Annotated in this window: 1 protein-coding gene; it reads right to left on the bottom strand. The window is 64.7% G+C overall.

The genetic code is table 11. From position 1 onward, the window contains the following. Window positions 1–89 precede the first annotated feature (89 nt). The gene (locus tag ACVTFQ_RS20010) at window positions 90–25,289 is read right to left on the bottom strand and encodes an Ig-like domain-containing protein (RefSeq protein WP_470423986.1); all 25,200 of its coding nucleotides are present in this window, start codon (window positions 25,287–25,289) and stop codon (window positions 90–92) included. Between the last annotated feature and the right edge of the window lie 51 nt (window positions 25,290–25,340).

Raw genomic sequence — 25,340 nt, 5'->3', positions numbered from 1 at the left:
CGCAGCGGCAGCTTCTCGCCTCGCGGGCAAGCTCATCCTGCCGCCGCTAGAGCGCCTGAAGACACGGCGCAGCGTCGCCGCAGTCGGTATCATTGCCCGCGCAGGGCGCTCCAGAGCCGGTCGCCTTGCCCACCGCTTATGTTCGCCTCGGCCAACATTTGGCTGGAGAACAGCGCCCCTGGCCCGAGATCGGCGCGCCGGTCCCTGACATGGTCGAGCACCGTTCCCGTCTGCAGGTCGATCCTCAGCGTGTCGCTCACCGTACCGTCGCGCGAGGTGCCCCATACGCGGATATCGATCGAGACGGCGCCGACGGGCGGTCGGCCGATGATCATGCCACCATGCGTCACCGTCATCCAGTCCGGCAGCGCGCGGCCGTCGGACAGCGTCACGCTGAAGGTCGTCTTGTCCGTCTGGCTGCCATAGGCAGGCAGGATGTAGAGGAAGTTCTCGTTGAAGATCGTATCGACCGTGAACCAGGTACTGTCGTCACCCGATCCGGCAATGTGAATATTCGATCCTCCCTTGAAGAAGCCGATGTGGATATCGTCAAGACGGCGCCCGCTTTCGATCCATTCGGAAATCTGGCGCACGGCATGCAGCACCGCGCCGTGGCGCGGCAGCGAACCGATGCCGTTCAGAGGCTGCGCGGCGTTGACGACGGCGTCGATCGGGCCATCCACCGTGATATCATCCGATATCGCACCGAGATCGTCCATGATTTCCTTCGATGCCCCGCCAATCTCCTCCGGGCGGTCGCCGAAGTCAGGCGCGCCGGGATCGTTCGGATCGACCGGGAACACGACCGGCGGATCCCTTTCGAGCGGCGGACGTTCGCCTAGCGGTGTTTCCGGCGGCTCGGTCGGCGGCTCCGTGGGCGGCACTGCAGCGCCAACGGCAATGGTGACCGTGTAGGTCGATGTCGCGTCGCCGTCGGAGACCGTGAAGGTGAAGCTGTCGCCACCTTCATAGCCGGCCGCCGGCGTGTAGCTGTAGCTGCCATCCGGGTTGACGGCGACGACGCCGTGGGCTGCGGCCGATCCGAGCTGGTAGGTGATCGGCGATCCCTCGACATCGAAGGCCGGCGGCAAGGTGCCCGTGACGGTCTGGTCGCGTCCGACCGCGATCGCCGTGCCGGACCCGACCGGCGCGTCGTTGACCGGGGTGACCGTGACGAACACGCGGTAGACGACGGTCGCCCGACCATCGCTCACGGAGTAGCTGAACTGGTCCGTGCCGTTGAAATTGCCGTTCGGCGTGAAGACATAGCGACCGTCCGCGGCAATCGTGACGACGCCGTGGGCGGGCCCGGCGGCAACCGCGTAGCTCAGCGGATCGCCATCGGGATCGGTGGCGACGGGGAGCCTGCCGGTAAACGTCGTATCCTCGGCAATGGTCAGCGTCGTGTCACTGCCGACGGGTGCGCCATTCACCGCGCCGACGGAGACCGTCACGGTATAAACCGACGTCGCCGTGCCATCGGACACCGTATAGGTGAACTGATCGCTGCCGCTGAAGCCAGCGTCGGGCTCGTAGCTGTAGTTGCCGTTCGGGTCGATCGTGACCGTGCCGTGGACGGGATTGGCGCCGAGACCATAGGTGACCGGCGCGCCCTCGACATCAAAGGCCGGCGGCAGGGTGCCGGTCGTGACCGTTCCCTCCTGCACCGAGATCGACGTATCCGACCCGACAGGCGCATCGTTGACGGCGGTGACGGTGACGGTGACGCGATAGACGTTGGTGACCGTGCCGTCGCTCACCGAGTAGCTGAAGCTGTCGGTGCCGTTGAAATTACCGTTGGGTGTGTAGCTGTAGGTCCCATCGGCATTGATGCTGACCGTGCCGTGACCGGCAGCAGTCGCCAGGCCATAGGTGATGGCATCGCCATCGGCATCGGAGGCCGTCGGCAACCGTCCGGTGAAGCTCGTGTCCTCGGCGAGCGAGATGGCGGTATCCGATCCGACCGGTGCGTCGTTGACTGGCGTGACCGTAACGAACACGCGGTAGACCACCGTCGCCCGGCCATCGCTGACCGAGTAGCTGAACTGATCGGTGCCGTTGAAATTGCGATCTGGCGTGAAGGAATATTGCCCGTTCGCCGAAACGGTCACAACACCATGCGCCGGTCCCGCGGCAAGGCCGTAGGTCAGCGCGTCGCCATCCGCGTCGGTCGCGGCCGGCAACTGGCCGGTAAACGGCGTATCCTCGGAAACGGTCAGCGTCGTGTCCTGGCCGGCGGGCGCGCTGTTGACGGCGCCGACGGAGACGGTGACGGTGTAGATCGACACCGCCGTTCCGTCGGAGACGGTGTAGGTGAACTGATCGTTTCCACTGAAGCCGCTGTTGGGCTGGTAGGAGTAGCTGCCGTTTGCTCCGATCACCACGGTGCCGTGCGCGGCCTGCGCGCCCAGTCCATAGGCGACCGGGCTTCCCTCGATATCGTAAGCCGGCGGCAGATTGCCAGTCGCGATCGTGCCCTGCTGCGCCGAGATCGACGTATCGGAGCCGATCGGCGCATCGTTGACGGCGCTGACGGTCACCGAGACGCGGTAGACGTTGGTCGCTGTTCCGTCGCTGACGGAATAGCTGAAGCTGTCGGTGCCGTTGAAGTTGTTGTCGGGGGTGTAGCTGTAGGTCCCGTTGGCATTGATGCTGACGGTCCCGTGGCTTGCCGCGCCGGCGAGAGCGTAGGTGACCGCATCGCCATCGGGATCGACGGCCGGCGGAAGCTGGCCTGAGAAGGCCGTATCCTCGGCAAGCGAGATGGCCGTGTCGGCGCCGACCGGCGCGTCGTTCACACCCTGGACGTCGATTGTCACGGTATAGGTCACCGTCACGGTTCCATCGAACAAGGTGTAGGTGAACTGGTCCGGCCCGGCATAATTCGCCTGCGGCACGTAGCTGAAGGTGCCGTCGGGATTGACCGTGACGGCACCATGGGCGGCCGGCGTGCCAAGGCCGTAGACGATGGTGTCGCCATCCGCGTCGGAGGCTGATGGAAGCGAGCCGGTAAAGCTCGTATCCTCGGAGATGCTGATTGCCAGATCCGAGCCCGTCGGCGCATCGTTTTCGGCACCGACATTCACCGTCACGGTGTAGACGGACAGCACAGTGCCATCGGACACCGCGTAGGTGAAAGTATCAGTCCCAGAGAAATTGGCGGCGGGGACGTAGGTGTAGCGGCCGTCGGACTGCACGGTGGCCACGCCGTGGCTCGGACCGTTCTGCAGCAGATAGGTCAGCGGATCGCCATCGACATCGACGGCGCGCGGCAGCGTTCCCGACGCGGAGCCGTCTTCATCGACAGAGATCGAAACGTTGCTGCCAACCGGCGCGTCGTTGACCGCAGTCACCGTGATCGCGACCGTGTAGGTCGAGACCGCCTGGCCATCGGTCACCTGATAGGTGAAGCTGTCGGCGCCGTTATAATCGGCTGCCGGCACGTATCGGTAGGTTCCGTCGGGATTGACGGTCACCGAGCCATGCATGGGCTGCGTGCCGACGACATAGCGAACCGGATCGCCGTCCACATCGCTGGCGGCCGGCAACACACCGTCGAAGGGCACGTCCTCGGAGACGGTGATCGCGGTGTTCGATCCGACCGGTGCGTCGTTGACCGGCGTCACGGTGATCGAGACCGTGTAGGTCGATTGATCGATGCCGTCGGAGACGGTGTAGGTGAAGCTGTCGGTGCCGTTGTAGTTGGCGTTCGGCCGATAGGTGTAGGTGCCGTCGGTATTGACGGTGACCGTGCCGTGCGCGGCTGGCGCACCCAACCCATAGGTGATCGCGTCACCGTCCGGATCAGTCGCGAGCGGCAGCGTTCCGCTGGCCAGACCGTCTTCGGCAACGGTGATCGCGGCGTTGGAGCCGCTCGGCGGATCGTTGACCGCGCCTACGGTGACATTGACCACGTAGGTCGTGGAATCCCTGCCATCCGAGACGCTGAAGCTGAAGCTATCGGAGCCGTTATAGCCGGGTGTCGGCGTATAGCTGTAGCTGCCGTCGGAGTTGATGACCACGGTGCCATTGGAGGCCTGGGCGGCGAGCCCGTAGGTGATCGGGTCGCCGTCGGCGTCGGTGGCCGGCGGCAGCTGACCGGTGACCGTTTCGTCCTCCTCGGTGGAGATCGAGGTTCCCGAGCTCATAGGCGCATCGTTGACCGCGGTCACGGTGATCGAGATCGTGTAGGTCGACGTCGCCTGGCCGTCGGAGACGGTGTAGGTGAAGCTGTCGGGACCATTATAATTTGCGGCCGGCACGTAGCTGTAGGTGCCGTCGGAGTTGACCGTCACCGTGCCGTGCGCCGCCTGCCCGCCAAGCCCGTAGGTCAGACTGGGGCTGTCCACGTCGGTCGCAACAGGCAGCTGTCCGTTCAGCGTCTGGTCCTCGGCCACCGTCGCCGTCGCATCCGAACCGACGGGCGCGTCGTTAACAGGCGTTACGGTCACCGCGATCGTGACGGTCGTGACACCGCCCTGTCCGTCGCTGACGCTGATGTCGAAACTGTCGGTGCCGTTGAAATCGGTGTTGGGCGAGTAGAGGTAGCGGCCCGCTGCATCGATGACGACGGCGCCGTTGCGCGGGCCAGTTGCCACCGCGTAGGTCAGCGGGTCGCCATCCGGATCGGTGGCGGCCACCACGCCCGACACCGGCACATCTTCGCGCGTCTGGATCATCGAGCCGGTCGCGACAGGCGCATCATTGACTGGCGCGAGAATGATCGTTGCCCGGTCTGTATCGGTCTGGACGCCGCCGGCGCCGCTATTGCCGCCGTCGCTGGTGACCATGGTCAACGTCACCGGCGCATTCGAATTCAGGAGCGGATGATAGACCGGGGCCGATGCACCGGCGAGGTAGGCGTTGATATCGCCGAGCGTGCCGGTGAGCGTGATCGCGCCCGAACCGTTGCCGGTCACGGCCACATTGCCGCCGGCGGTAGCCGTCAGCGTGCCGGCATCGACCGAGAGCGTCACCGTCATGGTGCCCGATCCGGCATCGACATCAGAGATCGACAGGCCGGCAAGCGGCAGCGCCGTATCCTCGGTGCCGTTGAAGGTCGGCGGCAGGCTGTTAACAGGCGCGTCGTTGACGCCTGTCACCGTGCCGCTGACCGTGCCTTGCACGCTCAGGGTTCCGTCGGAGACCGTGTAGGTGAAGCTGGCATTGCCAGCGAAATCGGGCGCCGCCGCGAAAGTCAGCGTACCATCGGAATTCAGGGTTACCGTTCCTGACGCGAGCGCAACGCTGCCACCGACACCGATCGACTGACCGTTGATCTCCGTTATCGTCAGCGTATCGCCATCGGGATCGCTGTCGTTCGCTAGGACCGGAATGACCACCTGGCCGTCCTCGGCGACGGTGAAGTTGTCGTTGACAACAACAGGCGCATCATTGACCGGATTGATGGTGATCGTCACCGTCGCCGTGTCGGTACCGCCATTTCCGTCATCGATGCGATAGACGAAACTGTCGGTGCCGTTGAACCCTGCGGTCGGCGTGTAGGTGAAGGTGCCATCGGCATTGAGTACGAGAGCGCCATGCGCGGCATTCGTCACCAGGGAAACAGTGAGCGGATCATTATCGGGATCGGTGTCGGGGCCATTGCCGTTGGCGACGAGAACCGAACCGCTCAACTGGCCGCCTTCGTTCATCGTGAAGGCATCGTTGACCGCATCCGGCACCGGGTTGGTCACCGTCCAGGCGAAGCTGCGAACGGCTTCGCCGCCGAGGCCGTCTCTCGCCGTGATCGTGACGTTGTAGACCGCGCTGCCGGTCGCGCCGGAGGCGTTCGGGAGGATGTTGCCGGTGATTTCGCCGGTCTGGGTGTTGTAGACGAGACCCGGCGGCAGGCCGGTGATATCGAAGGTCAGCGGATCGCCATCGACATCGGTGAACTGAGCACCAACAGGCAGCACGATCACGGCACCATCGAGGCTTGCCTGTGGTGGCAAGGCCGGCGCATTCGGCGCGTCGTTGAGGCCGGTGACGGTAACCGTCAGCGTCGCGGTGGAGGTGCCGCCATGGCCATCGGAGATCGTGTAGCTCACCGATGTCGTCGCGGTCGCACCGGCGGCAAGGCCGTCGAGGTCCGTGCCTGGGTCGAACGTATAGGAGCCGTCGGCGGCGATCAGGAAGCTCCCGCCGCCCTGGCCGGGGGTTGCGACCCCGACATTGCCGGTGGCCGCACCGACGCCGACAACGGTCAGCGTGTCGCCATCCGGATCGCTGTCTGCACCCGGCCCGCCGACGATCACATTGCCTGAAATCGCGGTGTTCTCGGTGGTCGCGGCGGCATCATCGACGGCAACAGGCGGATCGTTGACCGCGCCGACCGTGATCGTAATCGTTGCCGTGGCGGTGGCGCCGCTCGAGTCCGTGACGACCACGACAAAGCTGTCTGTGCCGTTGAAGTTTGGATTGGGGGTGTAGCTGTAGGTGCCGTCGGGGTTGACGACAGCGGTCCCGCTCGCGGCTGCGGTCTGAAGACCATAGACCAGCGTCGCCGGCGCGTCATCGATATCGGTTGCAACGATCTGGCCCGTCGCCGTGCCGTCTTCATTCATCGACACCGCGACATCCTGCAGAACCGGCGCATCGTTGACCGGGTTGACTGTCACGGTCACCGTATGCGTGACGACGGCGGTGCCATCCGAGATCGTATAGGTGAAGCTGTCGGCGCCGTTGAAGTCCGCGGCCGGCGTGTAGACGTAGGCGCCGGTCGGGTCGATCGTGACGCTGCCATGCGCCGGCTGGCTGCCGACGCCATAGGTCAGCGGATCGCCATCGACATCGGTCGCCGCCGGCAACCGGCCGCTGAGGGCCGTGTCCTCGGGCGTCGTGACCGCGACGTCGGAACCGACGGGGAGATCGTTGGCGCCCGATACCGTCACCGTGAAGGTCGCGGTCGAAGTACCGCCCTGGCCGTCGGAGATGGTGTAAGTGATGCTGGTGGTGCGTTGTTCGCCGGCCTTCAGATTGTCGAAGTCGGTGCCCGGCACGAATGTGTAGCTGCCATCGGTGCCGATCACGAACCGCCCGCCCGCCGAGCCTGCGATCGACGCACCAACATTTCCGGCAACGCCGTTGACGGCGCTGACCACGATCGTGTCGCCATCCGGATCGCTGTCCGCGCCATTGCCATTGTCGGCGAAGACCGAGCCGGCGTTATCAGTGTTCTCGCCGGTGCTGGCGGCGTCGTCGCGGGCGATGGGCGCCGGGTTGGTGACCGCGATGATGAAGGTCTGGTTCGCCGAGCTCGTGCCGTCGCTGGCAAATACCGTGACCAAGTAAGCGCCGCCATTGAGCTGCGACGCGTCGCGGTCGACCGTCCCGGTGATGACGCCCTGCGACGAGATCGAGAGACCTGTCGGCAGGCCCGTCGCGGTGAAGGTCAGGCTGGGCGTATCGATATCACTGAAGTTGCCCGAGACATCGAAGCTGATGGTCTGCGCATCCTGATAGGCCTGGTTGGCGATCGGCGTACCCACGGGTGCGTCATCGACCGGCGTGACGGTGACAGTCATGGTGTAGGTGACCGTCGAGCGACCATCGGAAACGCTATAGATGAAGCTGTCGCTGCCGTTGAAATTGGCTGGCGGCGTGTAACGATAGCTGCCGTCGGCGCTGATCGTGACGACGCCATTGGCGGGCGGCGTGGCGATGGCATAGGTCAGCGCATCGCCATCGGGATCTGTCGCGATGGGCAGGGAGCCGGTCGCAACCGTATCCTCGGCGGTCTGGAAGTTCCCGTCACTTCCGATCGGCGCGTCGTTGACGCCGACGACGGTGACCGACAGCGTGGCGTCCGCCGTGCCGCCATGGCCGTCCGATACCGCGTACGTCACCGAGGTAACCCGTGTTTCGCCGGCCTTGAGGCTCTGGAAATCGGCGCCGGGATCGAAGCGATAGCTGCCGTCGGTGTTGATCACGAAGCTGCCGCCCGTCGAGCCGGCGACCGCCGCGCCGGGCGCGCCGGTACCGACGGCCGAGACGACGAGCGCGTCGCCGTCAGCGTCGGTATCGTTGCCCAGCACACCGGGCACGGCGCCGACAATGGCGGTGTCTTCATCCGTGGTCGCCGTGTCATCGACGGCGACAGGCGCGTCGTTGACGGCACCGATCGAGATCGTCGCGACCGCCGCGGCCGAGGTCGCGCCGCCATCGTCGGTCACCGTGATCGAGACGGTGCGGTCGCCCGTAGTCGGGTTGTCGCTTCTGTTTTCATATTGAATGGCGCGCAGCAGGGCGCTCGTCGCCGCGTTGCCCATCGTGCCGCCGGCCGCATTGGTGATGGAGAGCGCATTAGCGCCGTCATAGCTGAAGCGGAAGGTCGTGCCGCCGAAGATGATCGTGCCGGTGTTGGCCGTACCGTAGACGATATCGACGGAGCCGTTCAGGTGGATGATCTCGGAGCCGGCATTGGCAAAGCCGCCAAGCGCGACGTTCAGCGACGTGATGCCGTTCTCGACATCGAACACGGTTGCATCGCCGCTGGCGATCGCGACCGGTGCATCGCCCTCGTTGAACGAGACGGTGAGATCGACGCCGGCGCCGGCGCCGTTGAGATCGACGACGCCGACATCGTTGACCGCCGCGACGGTAATGACGATCGATGCTTCCGCAAATCCGCCATTGCCGTCACTGATGCGGTAGGTCAGAGGGACCGTGCCGTTGAAATCGGCCGTTGGCGTGAAGGTCAGCGATCCATCGCCGTTGAGACGGATGATGCCGCCCGCAACGGCAACCGTGCCATTGGTGGCAATCGGCTGGCCGTCGATCGCAACGATCGTCAGCGGATCACCGTCGGGATCGACATCCACACCACCGCCGGCCGTGCCGACGCCGGTAATCGGGTTGAAGGTAACGGCTGTATCTTCATTGGTCGCGACCGCGTCATTGGCGGCGATCGGCGCCGGGTTGCTGACGGAGAAGACGAACTGCGTCGAGACCTGGCCGCCATGGCCATCGTCGGCGGATACCACGACAGTGTATGGGCTGCCGGCCGATGCATTGGCATCCAGCGTGCCGCTGATGAGACCGGTCGCGGGGTCGAAGCCGAGGCCGGGCGGCAGGCCGTTGACAGAGATCGCCAGCGTGTCGCCATCGACATCGCTGAAGAAGCCTCTGACATCGAAGCTGACGGCAGAGCCATCGGCCTGCGCGCGATCGGGGATCGGGGTCGCCACGGGCGCATCGTTGACGGGATCGACCGTGACCGTCACCGTCGCCGTGTCGCTGCCGCCATTGCCATCGTTGATCGTGTAGGTGAAGGAAGCGGTTCCAGCGTAGTTGGCGGCAGGCGTGAAGCGCAGCACCTGCGCGCCGTTAACAAGCACGAGCTGCACCGAGCCGTTGGAGATCGGCACGGCCGCGCCATCGACACTCAGGTTGACGCCGTTGACGAGAACGATGCTCTTGGCATCGCCGTCGGTATCGACATCGTTGGCGAGCACATCGATATCGACAGGCTGGTCCTCCTGCGTCCTTGCCGTGTCGTTCATCGCGTCGGGCGCGATGTTGCGGATGACATAGGTGAAATCGGATTCGGCGGTGAGGCCGCCGTCGTCGGTAGCGATGACCTTGACCACGTAATTGGAGAGGCCCATGGGGCCGGATGCGCCGGCGCTGATCCGGCCGCTGATGATGCCGGTTTCGGGATCGAAGGTAAGGCCTGGTGGCAAGCCTTGAACGTCATATGTCAGCACCCCGCCCTCGGGATCGGCGAAATAGCTCGAAATGTCGAAGCTGATCGTGTCGCCGTCATTGCGCTCCATGTCGGCGATCGGAGTTTCGATCGGCGCGTCATTCTGGGCGCCCACCGTGATCGTCAGCACGCCGGTGCTGAGGCCTCCCTGGCCGTCGGTCACGCGGTAGACCACCGTGTCGATGCCGTTGAAATCTTTTGCGGGCGTATAGTTCAACGTTCCGTCGCTGTTGACGGTCACCGTGCCGTGGCCGGCCTGCGGCGGGAAATCGGGATCGATCGTCAGCACGTCGCCATCAGGGTCGGTATCGTTTCCAAGCACGTTGATGTTGAGAAGGGGCACGTCCTCGGTGGTGGTCGCCGTATCGTTGACGGCGGTCGGAGCCGGATTAGTGACGGTGAGGTTGAAGGTTGTCCTGAACGTGCCGCCCTGGCCATCGTTCGCCACCACTGCCACCGTATAGATCGGGCCGCCCTTTGATGCGTCGGCGGCGATCGTGCCGGTGATAACGCCATTCGCGTCCATCGACAGGCCTGCCGGCAGGCCGGATGCCGTAAAGGTCAGCGTATCGCCATCGACGTCGCTGAAGAAATCGCTGACGTCGATCGGCTTTCCATCGAGCGACTGGCCATCAGCGAGTGTCACCGCGGGAATGGGCGTTGCCGTCGGATTGTCGTTCACGCCGGTGACCGTGACGGTGATCGTCGCCGTATCGCTTTCGCCATCGGCATCCGTCACGCGGTAGGTGACCGACGTCGTGCGGGTCTCGCCGGCGCCAAGATCGGCGAAATCCGTGCCCGGATTGAAGGTATAGACCCCCGTGGCGCTGACAATGAAGGTACCGCCGTTCGAACCGGCGACCGCCTGGCCGACGCTTGCCGCCTGGCCGTTGATCCGGTCGATGGTCAGGGCGTCGCCATCGGGGTCGGTATCATTGGTCAGCGCATTGCCGCCACCGCTGGCGTTTTGCCCGACCGACAGAGAATCGCTGAACGCCTTGGGCGGGAAGTTGCTGATTATCCAGGTGATCGTGCGCGAGATCGTGCCGCCCTGCCCGTCCGCTACGTTGATCGTTGCAACATAGGGCTCGGGGCGCGACGCGTTGTTTGGAAGTGACCCCGAGATCACGCCGGTCGCGGCGTCGATCTGCAGGCCGGGCGGGAGATCGGTCGCGGCATAGCTCAGCGTATCGCCATCGCGATCGGAGAAATAGATGCCGGCATCAAAGGAGACGGTCTGGCCGTCGCTGTCCATCTGAGCCGGAAGCGGGCCGCTGACATCGGGCGCGTCGTTGACGGCATTGATCGTGATAGTAACAGTCGCCGTCGAAACGCCGCCCTGCCCATCGGAGATGGTGTAGATGATCGTGTCGGTGCCGTTGAAATCGGCAGCCGGGACATAGGTGATCGAACCGTTCGCCGCAAAGGTCAGCGTCCCGTGCCCGGCGGAGGCGGCAATCAGGCTCAATGTATCGCCATCCGGATCGGTGTCCGCTCCGGCGGTGCCGCTTGCCGTTCCCGCGCCGGTGATGACGTTGAACGTCGCGGACTGATCCTCGTTGATCGCGAGATTGTCGTTGACAGCAGTCGGGCCCGGATTGGTCACCTGGAGCTCGAAGGTCTGGGACACGGACGCGCCAGTGCCATTTGGCCCGTCATGCGCCGTGACCGTGATCTGGTAGAAGCCCGCGGCGCCGCCCTGGCTGGCGTCATGTTCGATCGTGCCGAAGATGAGACCGGTTGCCGCGTCGAAGCTCAGACCGGCCGGCAGCCCCGTGATCGTGTAGTTCAGCGTATCGCCATCTGGATCGTCGAAGAAATCCGAGACGCGATAGATCAGCTGCTGCCCATCGGCCCGCACGCGATCCGGTATCGGCTTGGTCCCCTCGGGCGCGTCGTTCTGCGGGATGATCGTGATCGTCACCGTCGCGGTATCGACGCCGCCATTGCCGTCGTCGATCGAGTAGCTGAAGCTTTCCTGACCGTTATAGTTCGCGTTCGGCGTGAAGCGCAGCACCGGCCGATCGGTCGGGCCGGCGACCAGTTGAACCGTGCCGTTCGTCGTCGCGACTGCCGGGCCGTTCAGCTGCAGCACCACATTGTTGACGCGGATGACCTCGTCATTGTCGCCATCCGGATCGCCATCATTGGCGAGCACGTCGATATCGACGGGCGTGTCCTCGTTGGTGGTCGCGAAATCGTCGCGCGCGATCGGCGGCAGGTTGAGGATGGTGTAGTGGAAGGTGACCGAGGTCGTGCCGCCCTTGCCGTCCGATGCCGTCACCGTCACCGTATAGACAGCCTCGCCTGTCGGACCCGAAGCTTCCGGCGCGATGCGGCCGGAGACCAGGCCGGTGGCCGGATCGATGGTGAGCCCCGCAGGCAGGCCGCTCGCGGCATACGTCAGCGGATCGCCATCGGCATCCGAGAAGAAGGCGGAGATATTGAGGCTGTCCGTATCGCCGTCGTTCCTCGTGCGGTCGGCGATTGGCTGGCCGACGGGTGCGTCGTTGACCGCGAGCACGGTGACGGTGACCGTCGCGGTCGCCGTTCCGCCGTTTCCGTCGGAGATCGTGTAGGTGATCGTATCGGTGCCGTTGAAGTTGGCGTTCGGCTGATAGGTGATCTGGCCGCCGGAGCCAAGCGTCACCGTGCCGTTGGCGGCGCTGGCCGCCGTGACCGTCAGCGGATCTCCATCGGGATCGCTATCCGGCACGCCGCCGCTCGCCGAGCCGTCGAGCACGTTGAAGGTGAGCGGCGTATCCTCCGTCGCGGTGACCGCATCGTTGACGGCGACCGGCGGCGGGTTGCTGACCGAGAAGGAGAAGCTCTGGCTGGCCGTGCCACCATGGCCGTCATTGACGCTGATGGTCACCGTGTAGACGCCATTGCCCGTTGGTCCGCCGACGCTCGCCTGGCGATCGATCGTTCCGGTCACCACGCCGGCCGCGTTGATGGACAGGCCGACCGGCAGGCCGCTTGCGGAATAGGTCAGCGTGTCGTTGTCGGCATCCGTAAAGAAGCCGGAGACATCGAAGGTGACGGCTGCGCCATCGGCGCCCGAGCGGGCCGGAAGCGGAGTACCGACCGGCACATCGTTGACGCTCGCGACATTGACCGTGACCGTATACTCGTTGCTGCCACCCTTGCCATCGCTGACGACATAGGTGAACCGGTCGGTCCCGTTGAAATTGGCCGATGGCGTATAGCTGTATGTGCCATTTGGATTGACGACAACGGTGCCGTGGGCCGGCGTCGTGCTGCCGGCGGCATAGGTGATCGCATCGCCGTCCACATCGGTCGCGGTGGGCAGGGTGCTCGAGATAACGCCATCTTCATCTACGGAGACGGTGGTATCAGAGGCGACGGGCGCGTCGTTGACCGGCGTGACGGTCCCGCTGACGGTGGCCGTCGCGGTGCCGCCATTGCCGTCTGAAATGGTGTAGGTGAAGGATGGGGTGCCGTTGTAGTTGGCAGCCGGCGTAAAGGTCAGCGTGCCATTCGCATTGAGCCTGACGCTGCCGCCGGTGATCGCCACGGACCCGCCGGACGCAATCGCGGTGCCGTTGATCGCGGTCACATTGAGCGCATCGCCATCCACGTCGCTGTCGTTGCCGCGGACATCGAAGGTCACGGCTGTATCTTCAAGCGTGGTGAAGCTGTCGTTGACGGCAACCGGCGCGTCGTTCACCGGCGTCACGCTGCCGCTGACGGTAGCCGTCGCGGTGCCGCCATTGCCGTCGGAGATGGTGTAGGTGAAGCTCGGGCTGCCGTTGAAATTCGCTGTCGGCGTGAAGGTCAGCGTGCCGTTGGCGTTCAGCCGCACCGTGCCGCCGGTAACGGTTACCACCCCACCGGTCGCGATATTGGCGCCATTGATGGCGGTCACGGTGAGCGTGTCGCCATCGACATCGCTGTCATTGCCAAGCACATCGAAGGTGACGGCCGTATCCTCTGCCGTCGTAAAGCTGTCGGCGACAGCGACGGGTATATCGTTGACCGGCGTTACCGTACCGCTGACGGTTGCCGTCGCGGTGCCGCCATTGCCGTCGGAGACCGTGTAGGTGAAGCTCGGGCTGCCGTTGAAATTCGCCGTCGACGTGAAGGTCAGCGTGCCGTTGGCGTTCAGCGTGACGCTGCCGCCAGTGATCGTCACGGCATTACCGACGGTGATGCCGGTGCCGTTGATCTGCGTGATCGTCAGCGCGTCGCCATCCGGATCGCTGTCATTGGTAAGAACGGCGATGGTGACGGCTTGGTCCTCCGGCGTCGTGAAGCTGTCGTTCTGCGCGACGGGCGGATCCTGGACGGGGTTGACGGTACCGTTGACGGTTGCCGTCGCTGTGCCGCCGTGGCCGTCAGAGATGGTGTAGCTGAAGCTCGGATTGCCGTTGTAGTTGGCCGATGGCGTAAAGGTCAGCGTGCCATCGGCGTTCAGCCGAATGCTGCCGCCGGTGACGGCGACCGAGCCGCCGGACGCGATGTTCGAGCCGTTGATCTGGATCACGGCAAGCGCGTCGCCATCGACGTCGCTGTCGTTGGCGCGCACATCGAAGGTGACCGCCGTATCCTCGTTGGTGGTGAAGCTGTCGTTGGCGGCAACCGGCGGGTCCTGCACCGGATTGACGGTGCCGGTGACGGTCGCGCTCGCCGTGCCGCCCTGGCCGTCGGAAATCGTGTAGGTGAAGGTCGGCCTGCCGTTGTAATCGGCCGTGGGCGTGAAGGTCAGTCGGCCATCCGCATTGAGCGTGACCACGCCGCCGGTGACGGCAACCGAGCCGCCGGTAATGATGGCGGTGCCATTGATCGCCGTGACGCTCAACGTACCGCCGTCGACATCGCTGTCATTAGAGCGCACGTCGAAGGTGACGGAGGTGTCCTCGTTGGTGGTGAAGCTGTCGGCCACCGCGACCGGCGCATCGTTCAGGCCGGTGACCGTGACGGTCACGGTTGCCGTCGAGAAGCCGCCCTGACCGTCGGTGATCGTGTAGGTCACGGTGGTGACACGCGTTGCGCCGGCAGCGAGATCGTCGAAGGCGGTGCCGGGGTTGAAGGCGTAGGTGCCATCGGCGTTGATCGTGAACGTCCCGCCGTTCGAGCCGGCCACGGCCTGGCCGACACCGGCGCCGCTGCCGCCGACCGCGGAGACGGAAATCGGGTCGCCATCGGGATCGGAATCGACACCGTTGCCATTGTTGGCGAAGACTGAGCCTGAGAGCGGAGAGTTCTCGTTCGTCGCCAGATTGTCGGCGGCGGCCACCGGAGGCGGGTTGAGAACGGCCCAGGTGAAGCTGCGGTTCGCTGTCGCCCCGCTGCTGTCGGTTGCCGTCACCGTGACGGCATAGGGACCGTTGACGCTGGCGCTGCGGTTGATGGTGCCGGAGATGACACCGGTGGTGGCGTTGATCGTCAGGCCCGGAGGAAGGCCGGTCGCGGTGAAGGTCAGCGTGTCGCCGGTATCGGGATCGCTGAAATTGCCGCCGACATTGAGCGTCACCGTCTCCGCATCGTTGCCGGTCTGGTTGGCGATCGGCGTCGAGATTGGCGCATCGTTGACGCCAGTGACCGTCACCGTGACAGTCGCCGTCGAGAAGCCGCCATGGCCGTCGGACAGCTGGTAGGTGACGCTGGAGGTGCGGCTCTGGCCGGCCGGAAGATCGGTGAAGGTCGTGCCCGGATTGAACACCGCCGCGCCATTGGCGCCGATCGTGAAAGTGCCGCCGTTCGAACCTGTAATGGCAAGCCCGACATTGCCGGCGACGCCGTTAATGGCCGAGACCTGCAGCACGTCGCCGTCGACGTCGGTGTCGTTGGCGAGCACGTTGAGGCTCGTGCTGACGCCGGCATTGGTCTGGGCGGTATCGTTGACGCCAACAGGCGCGTCATTGACCGAATTGACGGTGACGCTGACCAGATATTGCACCGTAACCGTGCCGTCGCTGACGCTGTAAGTGAAACTGTCGGTGCCGTTGAAATTGGCGGATGGGGTGTAGGTGTAGGTGCCGTTGGGATTGACCACGACGGTGCCGTGCGATGGGGCGATCGATCCGGCGCCATAGGTCAGGCTGTCACCATCGACATCGGTCGCAACAGGCAGCGTGCCGGAGAAGGCCGTGTCCTCGTTGGTCGTGATCGCTGTATCGGAACCGACAGGCGCATCATTGACCGGGGCCACGGTGATTGTCGCCGTATCGGTATCGGATAAGGCGCCGCCGCTGCCGGTATTGCCATTGTCGTTGGTCACCATCGTCAGCGTTACCGCGCCATTGGCGTTGGCGGCGGGGTTGAACACCGGCCGGGTGCCAGCTGCGGCAAGGAAGCCGTTGATGTTGGAAAGTGTGCCGGTCAGCACCAGCGTGCCCGATCCGGAGCCGCTGACCGTGACGCCGGAGCCGCCGGTGGCGGCGAGCGTGCCGGAATTGACGCGGAGCGTCACGGTGATCGAGCCGGAGCCGGCATCGACATCAGCGACCTGCAGGCCGGCGAGCGACAGCGCCGTATCCTCGTTGGTGCCGAAGCTCGCCGGCAGCGTGTTGACCGGCGCGTCGTTGACGGCCGTGACATTGAAGGTGAAGCTGTTCGGGCTCTGGTCGGTATCCTGGCCGCCATTCGCCGTGCCGCCGTTGTCGCGGACCTGGAAGGTGAAGGAGGCGAGCGCGGTCCCGTTGGCATTGGCTGCCGGTGTGAAGGTGAGGTTGCCGAGATTGGCGGCGGAGATCACCTGGCCGGCCGTGACGGCGGTGCCGCCGAGGGAGAGTACGCCGTTGGTCGGCAAGGTGGTGATGACGACGGCGGCAAGGCTGTTGGCCGGGCTGTCGTTGGGATCGGTAAAGCCGAAGCTCGCGGCCGAGAAGGTGTAGACGCTGTCCTCGTTGATCGTGACGGTATTGTCCGTGCCGGCTGGCGCGTCGTTGACTGATGTAATCGCGATCGTTGCCGTGTCGATATCGACGAGCGACGGGCCGCCGGTATTGCCGTTGTCGTTGGTGGTCATCGTCAGCGTGACGCTGGCGGTGGAATTGGCTGATGGTGTAAAGCTCGGGCGCGTTGCTCCAGCGAGATAGGCGTTGATGTCAGTCAGAGTGCCGGACAGCGTCAGTGCCTGGGAACCGGAGCCGCTCACCGAGACACCGCCGGCGCCAAGCGCCGAGAGCACACCGGAATTGACCGACAGCGTCACCGTCATCGTGCCGGAGCCGGCGTCCTGATCGCTGATCTGCAGGCCGGCGAGGCCGAGAGACGTATCCTCGATCGCGGTGAAGGAAGGCGGCAGCGTATTGACGGGTGGCGTGTTCACCGAAGCGACGGCGACACTGACCTGCGCGGTCTCAGTCACTCCGCCCGAGGTGACGGTGTAGGTGAAGGTCGTCACGCCATTGTAGTCGAGCGTCGGCGTGAAGATCAGCTGGCTGGAGGCATTCAACCGCACCGTACCGTTGGCAACGGTGACAGCCGCGCCGCCTGCGGTGATCGCGGTGCCGTTGACGGCGGTGATCGCCCGACCCGGGTTCTCGAAGCTGTCATTGGCGAGCACCGAGATGACGGCAGGCACGTCTTCATCCGTCGACACGGAATCATTGGCGATGTCGGCGACCGGGGTGATGGTCACCGGGATGGTGCTGGTGGCGCTGAGCGAACCGTCGGAGGTCTGGACCGAAATCTGAGCCGAGCCGTTATAATCAGCAACCGGCGCATAGCTTGCGCCCGCGAGCGCCGTATTGATCGCCGCCGTGGTGCCGGTGAAGGTCATCGTCTGATCGGCCGTGCCGTCGCCCGCGCTGAAGGACAGGCCGGATGTGCCTGAAAGCGAGAAGGAGCCGTTGGTGACGGTGACGGTGACCGTCAGCGTTCCATTGTCGACATCGGAGACGACGATCGCATTGCCGGCGGAGGACGAGAAGACGATGGAGGTGTCTTCTGCCGTCGTCTGTGCTGTCGGCACGGTGTTGACGGGCGCGTCGTTGACCGGGTTGACCACGATGGTGACTGTTGCGGTCTCCGTCACGCCGCCTGATGTGACCGTATAGGTGAAGCTCGTCGTGCCGTTGAAATTGGCTGCCGGCGTGTAGGTGATCGTGCCATCGGCGGCGAAGGTGACGGTGCCCTGGCCGGCCGGGGGCTGCGTGACCGATGTGATCGCCCTGCCCGCATTCTCGAAATTGTCGGCCGAGGCGCCGTTCGTGCCGGTGATGGCGTTGAAGGTGATGGCCGTGTCTTCATTGGTCGTCAGGTTGTCGGCGACAATATCGGCGACCGGCGTGATTGTTATCGCCACCGTATCGGTGTCGGTCAAAGAGCCATCCGTCGTGACGACGGTCAACTGCGCCGCGCCGTTATAGTCGGCGGTGGCCGTGTAGGTGAGGCCCGCCAGCGCCGCGTTGATCTGCGCGGCCGTGCCGGACAGCCGGACCGATGACGTGCCGTTGTTGGCGATCGTCGCACCGGTTCCCGTCGTCACGTTGGCGATGCCGTTGGTGACGGTGACCGTCGTCGTCAGCACGTCGCCATCGACATCGGCGACCGATACGCCTGAAACCGCCAGCGGCGTATCCTCGGCAACGGTTTGGGCGCCCGGAACGGTATTCACCGGCGCATCGTTGACCGGCACGATGGTCACGTTGACGGTCGCGGTCTCGGTCACGCCACCCGAGGTGACCGTGTAGGTGAAGCTGGTGCTGCCATTGACGTTGGCGGATGGCGTGAAGGTCAGCGTGCCATCGGCGTTGAGGCGGACCGTGCCGCTGGTGACGTTGACGACGCCGTTGGCAACGATGGCCGAGCCGTTGATCGCGGTGATCGTGTGGCCGGCGTTCTCGAAGCTGTCGTTCGCATCGACGGCGATGACGACCGCCGTGTCCTCGTTGGTCGTGGCTGTATCGTTGGCGATATCCGCGACCGCGGTTATCGCGATTGTCTGCGTGTCGGTGTCGGTCAGCTGGCCGTCGCTGCTGGTCATCGTCAGCGTGACGCTTCCGTTGAAATCGGCGACCGGCGCATAGTTCGGCCGAGCGGTGCTTGCCAGATAGGCGTTGATGCTCGTGAGCGTACCAGACAAGGTGATCGTTGCGGTACCCGAGCCGGTGACGGTCACGCCCGGGCCGTTTGCGGCCGTCAGCACACCGGAGCCGACCGACAGCGTCACGGTCGCCGTGCCCGAGCCGATATCGGGATCAGCCACGGAGAGGCCGGTCAGCGACAGCGTACCGTCCTCGTTCATCGTCCAGCCGCCCGCAGGCAGCGTGTTGACGGGTGGGTCGTTGACGGGCGTGACCGCGACCGTCGCAACAGCCGTGTTGGACGCCGCCGCACCGTCGGATACGGTGACGTTGATCGAGCGGGTGACCGCACCCGGATCGTCGGAAGTAGACGCATAGCGGATCTGGCCGAGCGCCGTTTGGTAGGCGGCCTTTGTTGCCGAGCCGGTCAAGGTTAGCGTGTAGGTCGAGGCGTTGTAGCTGGCGGTGATGCCAGATGGCAGCGTGCCGGTGACCGACAGCACATCGCCCGCCTGCCCGTTGGAGATCACGATCGTCGCCGATGCCATGTTGGTGTTGTCGACGTCGGCGACGAGAACGCCGGTGTTGACGATGGCAACGCCGGCGGCGTTTTCCGTGTAGCTGGTCGCGTAGCCGGTGCCGGCTGCGGATGTGTCGAGATCGAGCGTCGGCGCGTCGTTGACGGCGATGACGGTGATGGTTGCCGTATCCACGTCGGTCAGCGCGCCGCCCGACCCGGTGTTGCCGCCGTCGTTCGTCGTCATCGTCAGCGTCACCGCGCCGTTGAAATCGGCCACGGGCGTGTAGACCGGCCGCGCGGTGCTGGCGAGGTAGGCATTGATGCTGGCGAGCGTGCCTGACAGCGTCAGCGACGCGGTGCCGGAGCCGCTGATCGTGACACCCGATCCGGACACGGCGGTCAGCTGTCCGGAATTGACGCCGAGCACGACGGTCATCGTGCCGCTACCGGCATCGACATCCGAGATCGCAAGCCCGGTCAGCGCGAGCGCCGTATCCTCGTTGACCGACCAGCCGCCCGCCGGCAGCGTGTTGACGGGCGCGTCGTTGACGGGATCGATGGTGATGGTGCGCGTGTCGATATCGGTAAGCGCACCGCCGGAGCCGGTATTGCCGCCATCGTTGGTCGTCATCGTCAGCGTCACCGAACCGCTGGCATTGGCGGCCGGGTTGAATTGCGGAGCGGCGGCCGACGCCAGATAGGCGTTGATCGCCGAAAGCGTGCCCGACAAGGTCAGCGACGCCGATCCCGATCCGGAAATGGTGACACCGGCGCCCGAGATCGCCGAAACCGTGCCGCCGGAGACAGCAAGCGTCACCGTCATCGTGCCGGTGCCGGCATCGACGTCGGAAATCGACAGCCCGGAGAGCGCGATGGACGTGTCCTCGCTGGTGCTCCAGCCGGATGCCGGCAGGCTGTTGACCGGCGCATCGTTGACAGCGCTGACATTGACCGTGACGGTGGCCGTCTCAGTGACCCCGCCCGCGGTGACAGTATAGGTGAAGGTGGTCTGCCCGTTGAAGTTCGCGGATGGCGTATAGACCAGCGTTCCGTCGGCGGCGAAGGTGACGCTGCCCTGCCCGGTGGGCGGCTGCGTGACCGACGTGACGGCGCGGCCGGGATCCTTGAAAGTATCGGGCGTGGCGCCATTGGTGCCGGTGATGACGTTGAAGGTGATTGCCGTGTCTTCGGCCGTCGCCACCGTATCCGGCGTAATGTCGGCAACCGGGGTGACCGTGATCGCGACGTTGTCCGCGTCCGTCAGCGAACCGTCCGACGTGGAGACGACGAGCGTATCCGAGCCATTGTAATCGGCGCGGCCGGTGTAGCGCAGCGAAGCGAGCACGCTGTTGACCTGCGCAAGCGTGCCCGAGACGGTGACCGAGGCCGTGCCGTTGCCGGTGACGGTTCCCGCTATCACCGAAGGCGACAGCGTGCCGTTCGCGACCGACAGCGTGACCGTGACGGAGCCGCTGTCGACGTCACTGACGGAAATGCCGGAGATCGCCGTCTGCACGTCCTCGCTCAGCGTGACTGACGTCGGCACCGTATTCACCGGCGCGTCGTTGACGGCGATGACGTTGACGGTCGCGACCGCGACATTCGAATTGGCGGCGCCGTCGTTGACCGTGACGTTGATGCTGCGCGGCGTGGTGGATGGGTTTTCCGAACTCGACAGGAAGCGGATCTGCTGCAGCGCGGTCTCATAGCTCGCGCGCGGGGCCGAACCCGTAAGCGTCAGGGTGAAGGTCGTGGAATTGTAGCTCGCGGTGATGCCTGAGGGCAGCGTGCCGGCGACAGCCAGAAGGTCGCCCGCCTGACCATTGGTGATGACCGCCGACAGCGAGGCCATGTTGGCGCTGTCGATGTCGGTGATCACGCCATCGGTATCGGCAATCGCAACGCCGGGGTCGTTTTCGGTGTAGGTCGTGGTAAAGCCGGTGCCGGCGCCCGATGCGTCCAGATCGAGGATCGGCGGATCGTTGACGGGGGTTATGTTGATCACGGCGGTATCGGTATCGGTCAGCGGGCCGCCGGTGCCGAAATTGCCGAGGTCGTTCGTCGTCATCGTCACCGTGACGCTGCCATTCGCATCGGCCACCGGCACGTAGACGGGAGCCGCGCTCGATGCCAGGTAGGCGTTGAGATTGGCAAGCGTGCCGGTCAGCACCAGCGTGCCGGTGCCAGAACCTGAGACGGTGACGGAGCCGCCGGCCGTAGCGGTCAAGACGCCTGTCGGCACCTGCAGCCGGACGGTCATCGAGCCTGTGCCGGCATCCGGATCGGTGATCGACAGGCCTGTCAGCGCGACGCTGGTGTCCTCGTTTGTCGTCCAGCTCACGGGCAGCGTATTAACAGGCGCGTCGTTGACGGCGGTGATCGCAACGGCGGTGACGGCCGTGTTGGAATTGGCGGCGCCGTCATTGACGGTGACGCTGATGTTGCGCGATGCGGCGGCGCCGTTCAGCGTCGGGTTGTCGGAGCTCGAGGTGTAGAGCACCTGGCGCAGTGCGGCCTCGTAATTGGCCTTGGTGGCCGAGCCCGTCAGCGTCAGGGTGAAGGTGGTGGCGTTGTAGCTGGCGGCGATGCCCGCCGGCAGGGTGCCGGTGACCGTAAGCAGGTCGCCGGCCTGGCCGTTTGTGATCACGATCGCGGCCGAGGCCATGTTGGTATTGTCGACGTCGATGACGCTGCTGTTGGTATTCGAGATCGCGACGCCGGTGCCGTTTTCCGTGTAACCGACCGAATAGCCGGTTCCAGTCGTCGAGCCATCGAGATCGAGCACGGGCGCGTCGTTGACCGGGTTGATGATGATGTTGCGCGTATCGACATCCGTGAGCGCGCCGCCCGTGCCGGTGTTGCCGTTGTCGTTGGTCGTCATGGTCAGCATGACGGTGCCGTTGGCATCGGCGACGGGGACGTAGATTGGGGCTGAAGCAGACGCGAGATAGGCATTGATATTGGCGAGCGTGCCGGTCAGCACGACGGTGCCGGTTCCGGACCCCGACACGCCGACGCTGCCACCAGCTGTTGCCGTGATCGTGCCTGAAGCGACGCTCAGCGTGACCGTCATCGAGCCGGTGCCGGCGTCGAGATCGGTGACCGAAAGGCCCGACAGCGCCAAGCTGGTGTCTTCGTTGGTCGTCCAGCTGGCGGGCAAATTATTGACCGGCGCATCGTTGACGGCGACGACCGAGATGGTCGAGGTGGCGACGGCCGACGACATGTCGCCGTCATTTACGGTGACGTTGACGACGCGCGGCGTCGTGCTTGGATTGTCGCCGGTGTTGGAGAAGGTGATGGCCTTGATCGCCGTGGCATAGCTCGCCTTGGTGGCCGAGCCCGTCAGCGTGACGGTGACCTGCCCGGCAACGGACGTGTCGACCGATCCAGTGATGCCGCTCGGCAAGGTGCCAACGGTCAGCACATCGCCGGCCTGCGCGTTGGTCAGCACGATGGTGGCGGAGCGCATGTTGGTGCTGTCGAGATCGCGCACATCCGTCGCGGCGCTGCCGATCGACACGCCGGCGCCGTTTTCCGTGTAAGTCGTCGTATAGTTGACGCCGGCAACCGTATCGACATTGCGGAAGGCGCTGACATTGTCGATGAAGATATCATCCGTGCTCGGCGTCAGAAGGCCGCCGGCTGCGGAATAGCTGAAGACGAGGTCGCCCGTGGCGACCACCGTCGAGGGCAGGTTGATGGTGACGGCGGTGCGACCCCAGGCCGTGGTGCCGGCGGCGGATGCGGCGACCGTGGACGGTGATCCGGTCGCACCGTTGAAATAGGTGATCGTTGCAGTGTTCGGCGTACCGTTCAGTGTACCCGTGGTGATGCGTGCATAGAGCACGCCGCCGATGGTGACATCCACGGTCGCCGGCGTGTTGTTGTCGTTTGAGATGCCGAGCAACAGATCGTTGCTCCAGCCCACATCGAACGTCAGCTGCGCTGCACCAGATGGCGCAAGACCGTCAGTCCAGCCTGACACGTTCGCTTGTGTGAGAGTGCCGGTTCCGCCGTTCAGCGTCCAGGCAAAGCCGCCATTGGCCTGGGCGCCCGTGCCGCCGACCGTCCAGCCTGTCGAGCCCGGCGTGCCGCCATTGGTGATGATCTGCGTTGGCGTCGTGCCGGAATTGAGATCGACGATGGGGGCCTGGGCATAATAGCCGAAGTCGGCCGCGAGGTTGGCGGCGCCGATCGTGGCGAGAGCGAGCTGCTGGGTCGTGCTTCCGGTGGTAAGCGTCGCCGTACCAAGTACACCGTTCGCGTCGGTGACGCGCACGATGTACTGGCCGGGGAGAACGCCGGTGAAGAGATAGTTGCCGTTGGCGTCGGTCGTATCCGTCGCCAGAATGCGTTCGCCGGTGCTGACAAGGCCGTCGCCGTTGACATCATCGATCAGCTGCACCGTGACACCGCCGATGCCGCCATCGCCGGTGTTGAAGGTGCCGCTTTTATCGTTGTCGGCGAAGATCTTATCGCCGATCGTTCCCGTCGGCGGCGTCCAGCGCGCGGCGTCGGAAATGCCGGTGAGCGCGGTCGTGCCGTTGGTCGTGATCGTGACAGCCGATCCGATGGCGGCGCCCGTGACCGGATTGATCTGGCGGATATCGGTGCCGATCAGATAGGTGTTGCCGTTGATATCGCCGCCACCTTGCGCACCTGTGCCGCCCGTGGCATTGGTGATGCTGTCGATAATCGCGCCGGTCGTCAGATTGTAGCGGGTAATGCCAAGCGTGGTGATGCTAAGCAGCGTGTTGTTGGTCGCATCTATGGCGAAGTCGCCCCAGTCGTTCGCAGCCGTGATCTGTGCGCCGAATGCCGTCGCGCCGGCCATGGTGCGGCCGTTGTTGGTGAAGGTGATGCGGTAAATCTGGTCGTTGCTGCCGGAAACGTTCTCGACGCCGAGATAGAGGCCGCCGTTGTAGAATGTCGCGGCGCCGCCGCCGACGCCGGTCGTGCCCGTAACAATATTGGTCGCGGCACCCGTGGTCAGATCGGAATCGACCAGGATATGGGTGTTGTTGATGTAGTCATAGGCAAACAGAGCCCTGTTGCCTGAAACGGCGTTGCTATCGGTGTAGTAGATCAGGCCATTTGACTGATCGGCCGCCAGCGAGTTGATGGTGTCCGACATGGTGATGCCGCCGACGCTTCCCGGCACCGTCGTAATCATCGTCGCCTTGCCGGTCAGCACGTCGACGCTGTAGATCGAGCGCCCGGCCGAGACCAGTAGCGCCCCATTGCCGTTCGACGAGGCGATGTTCAGCGTATCGGCGTAATCCGCATGGCTCTTGTCTGTGCCGATCAGGTCGGAGGCGATATCGCCATCGTGATATTCGAGATCCCAATTGCCGCCGAGGGCAGCACTTCCGGTCGGGTCGGTTGAGGCAGCGACGTCGGCGCCGGTGAGGTAGCCGAGCATCTTGACGGCATTCGTGCCCGTTTCGCCCTCAGCGAAATTGCAGCCATAAACGAGAATATCGGCATTGTCGGTCAAGGAGCCGCGTATCGACGTCAGGTCGGCGGCGTAGTCGGTCGCCATCGTCGTTGCCGTCAGCGACGCGGAACCGAGTTGCAGGAAGCCTTCCTTGCCGTGCGAGATGATGTGGATCGCCTCGACATCGTGCATGGACGAAAGCGTCTCGGCGAGTTCGTGAACACCGTTCTCGTTCGGATCGACCACGATGATCTTGAAATTGTCGCCCAGGTCTTTGACCAGCGCCTGGTAATCGGGCACGGAGGAATCGATCACCACCACCTGACGCGGCTGTGCGACGGCTGATGTCTCGGGTGCTGCCGAGGCGGCCTGGTGTTCGGCAAGTGCAGCGACCAGCGCATCATGGCCATCGCTGGCGCCGTCGTGCTGCGAGGTCTCGGCGGAGCCGTGATCCCCTTGATCCTGGTGAGCTTTTTCCTGGGATTTTTCCACGGTCGCCGCGCCGGCAGCGTCGAATGCGATGCGTTGTTCCAACTCCATCAACATCGAGCCGTATTTCGGCTTGGCATTCCTACCCCGCACCTTTTCGATGCGGTCAGGGGCGGGGCGAACGTAGCGTTCGTTCATGGGGTTTCCTCCACGACAGATCGTTTTCGTTTGGCCGGGTGCCCTATTCGC

This window comes from Rhizobium sp. O111 (assembly GCF_055616315.1).
The sequence above is the reverse complement of the archived record's forward strand: the minus strand, read 5'-3'. Positions and strand labels throughout refer to the sequence as shown.

Excerpts from the sequence above, each read along its gene's own strand:
- ACVTFQ_RS20010 (WP_470423986.1), bottom strand. The coding sequence starts at position 25,289 with ATGAACGAACGCTACGTTCGCCCCGCCCCTGACCGCATCGAAAAGGTG.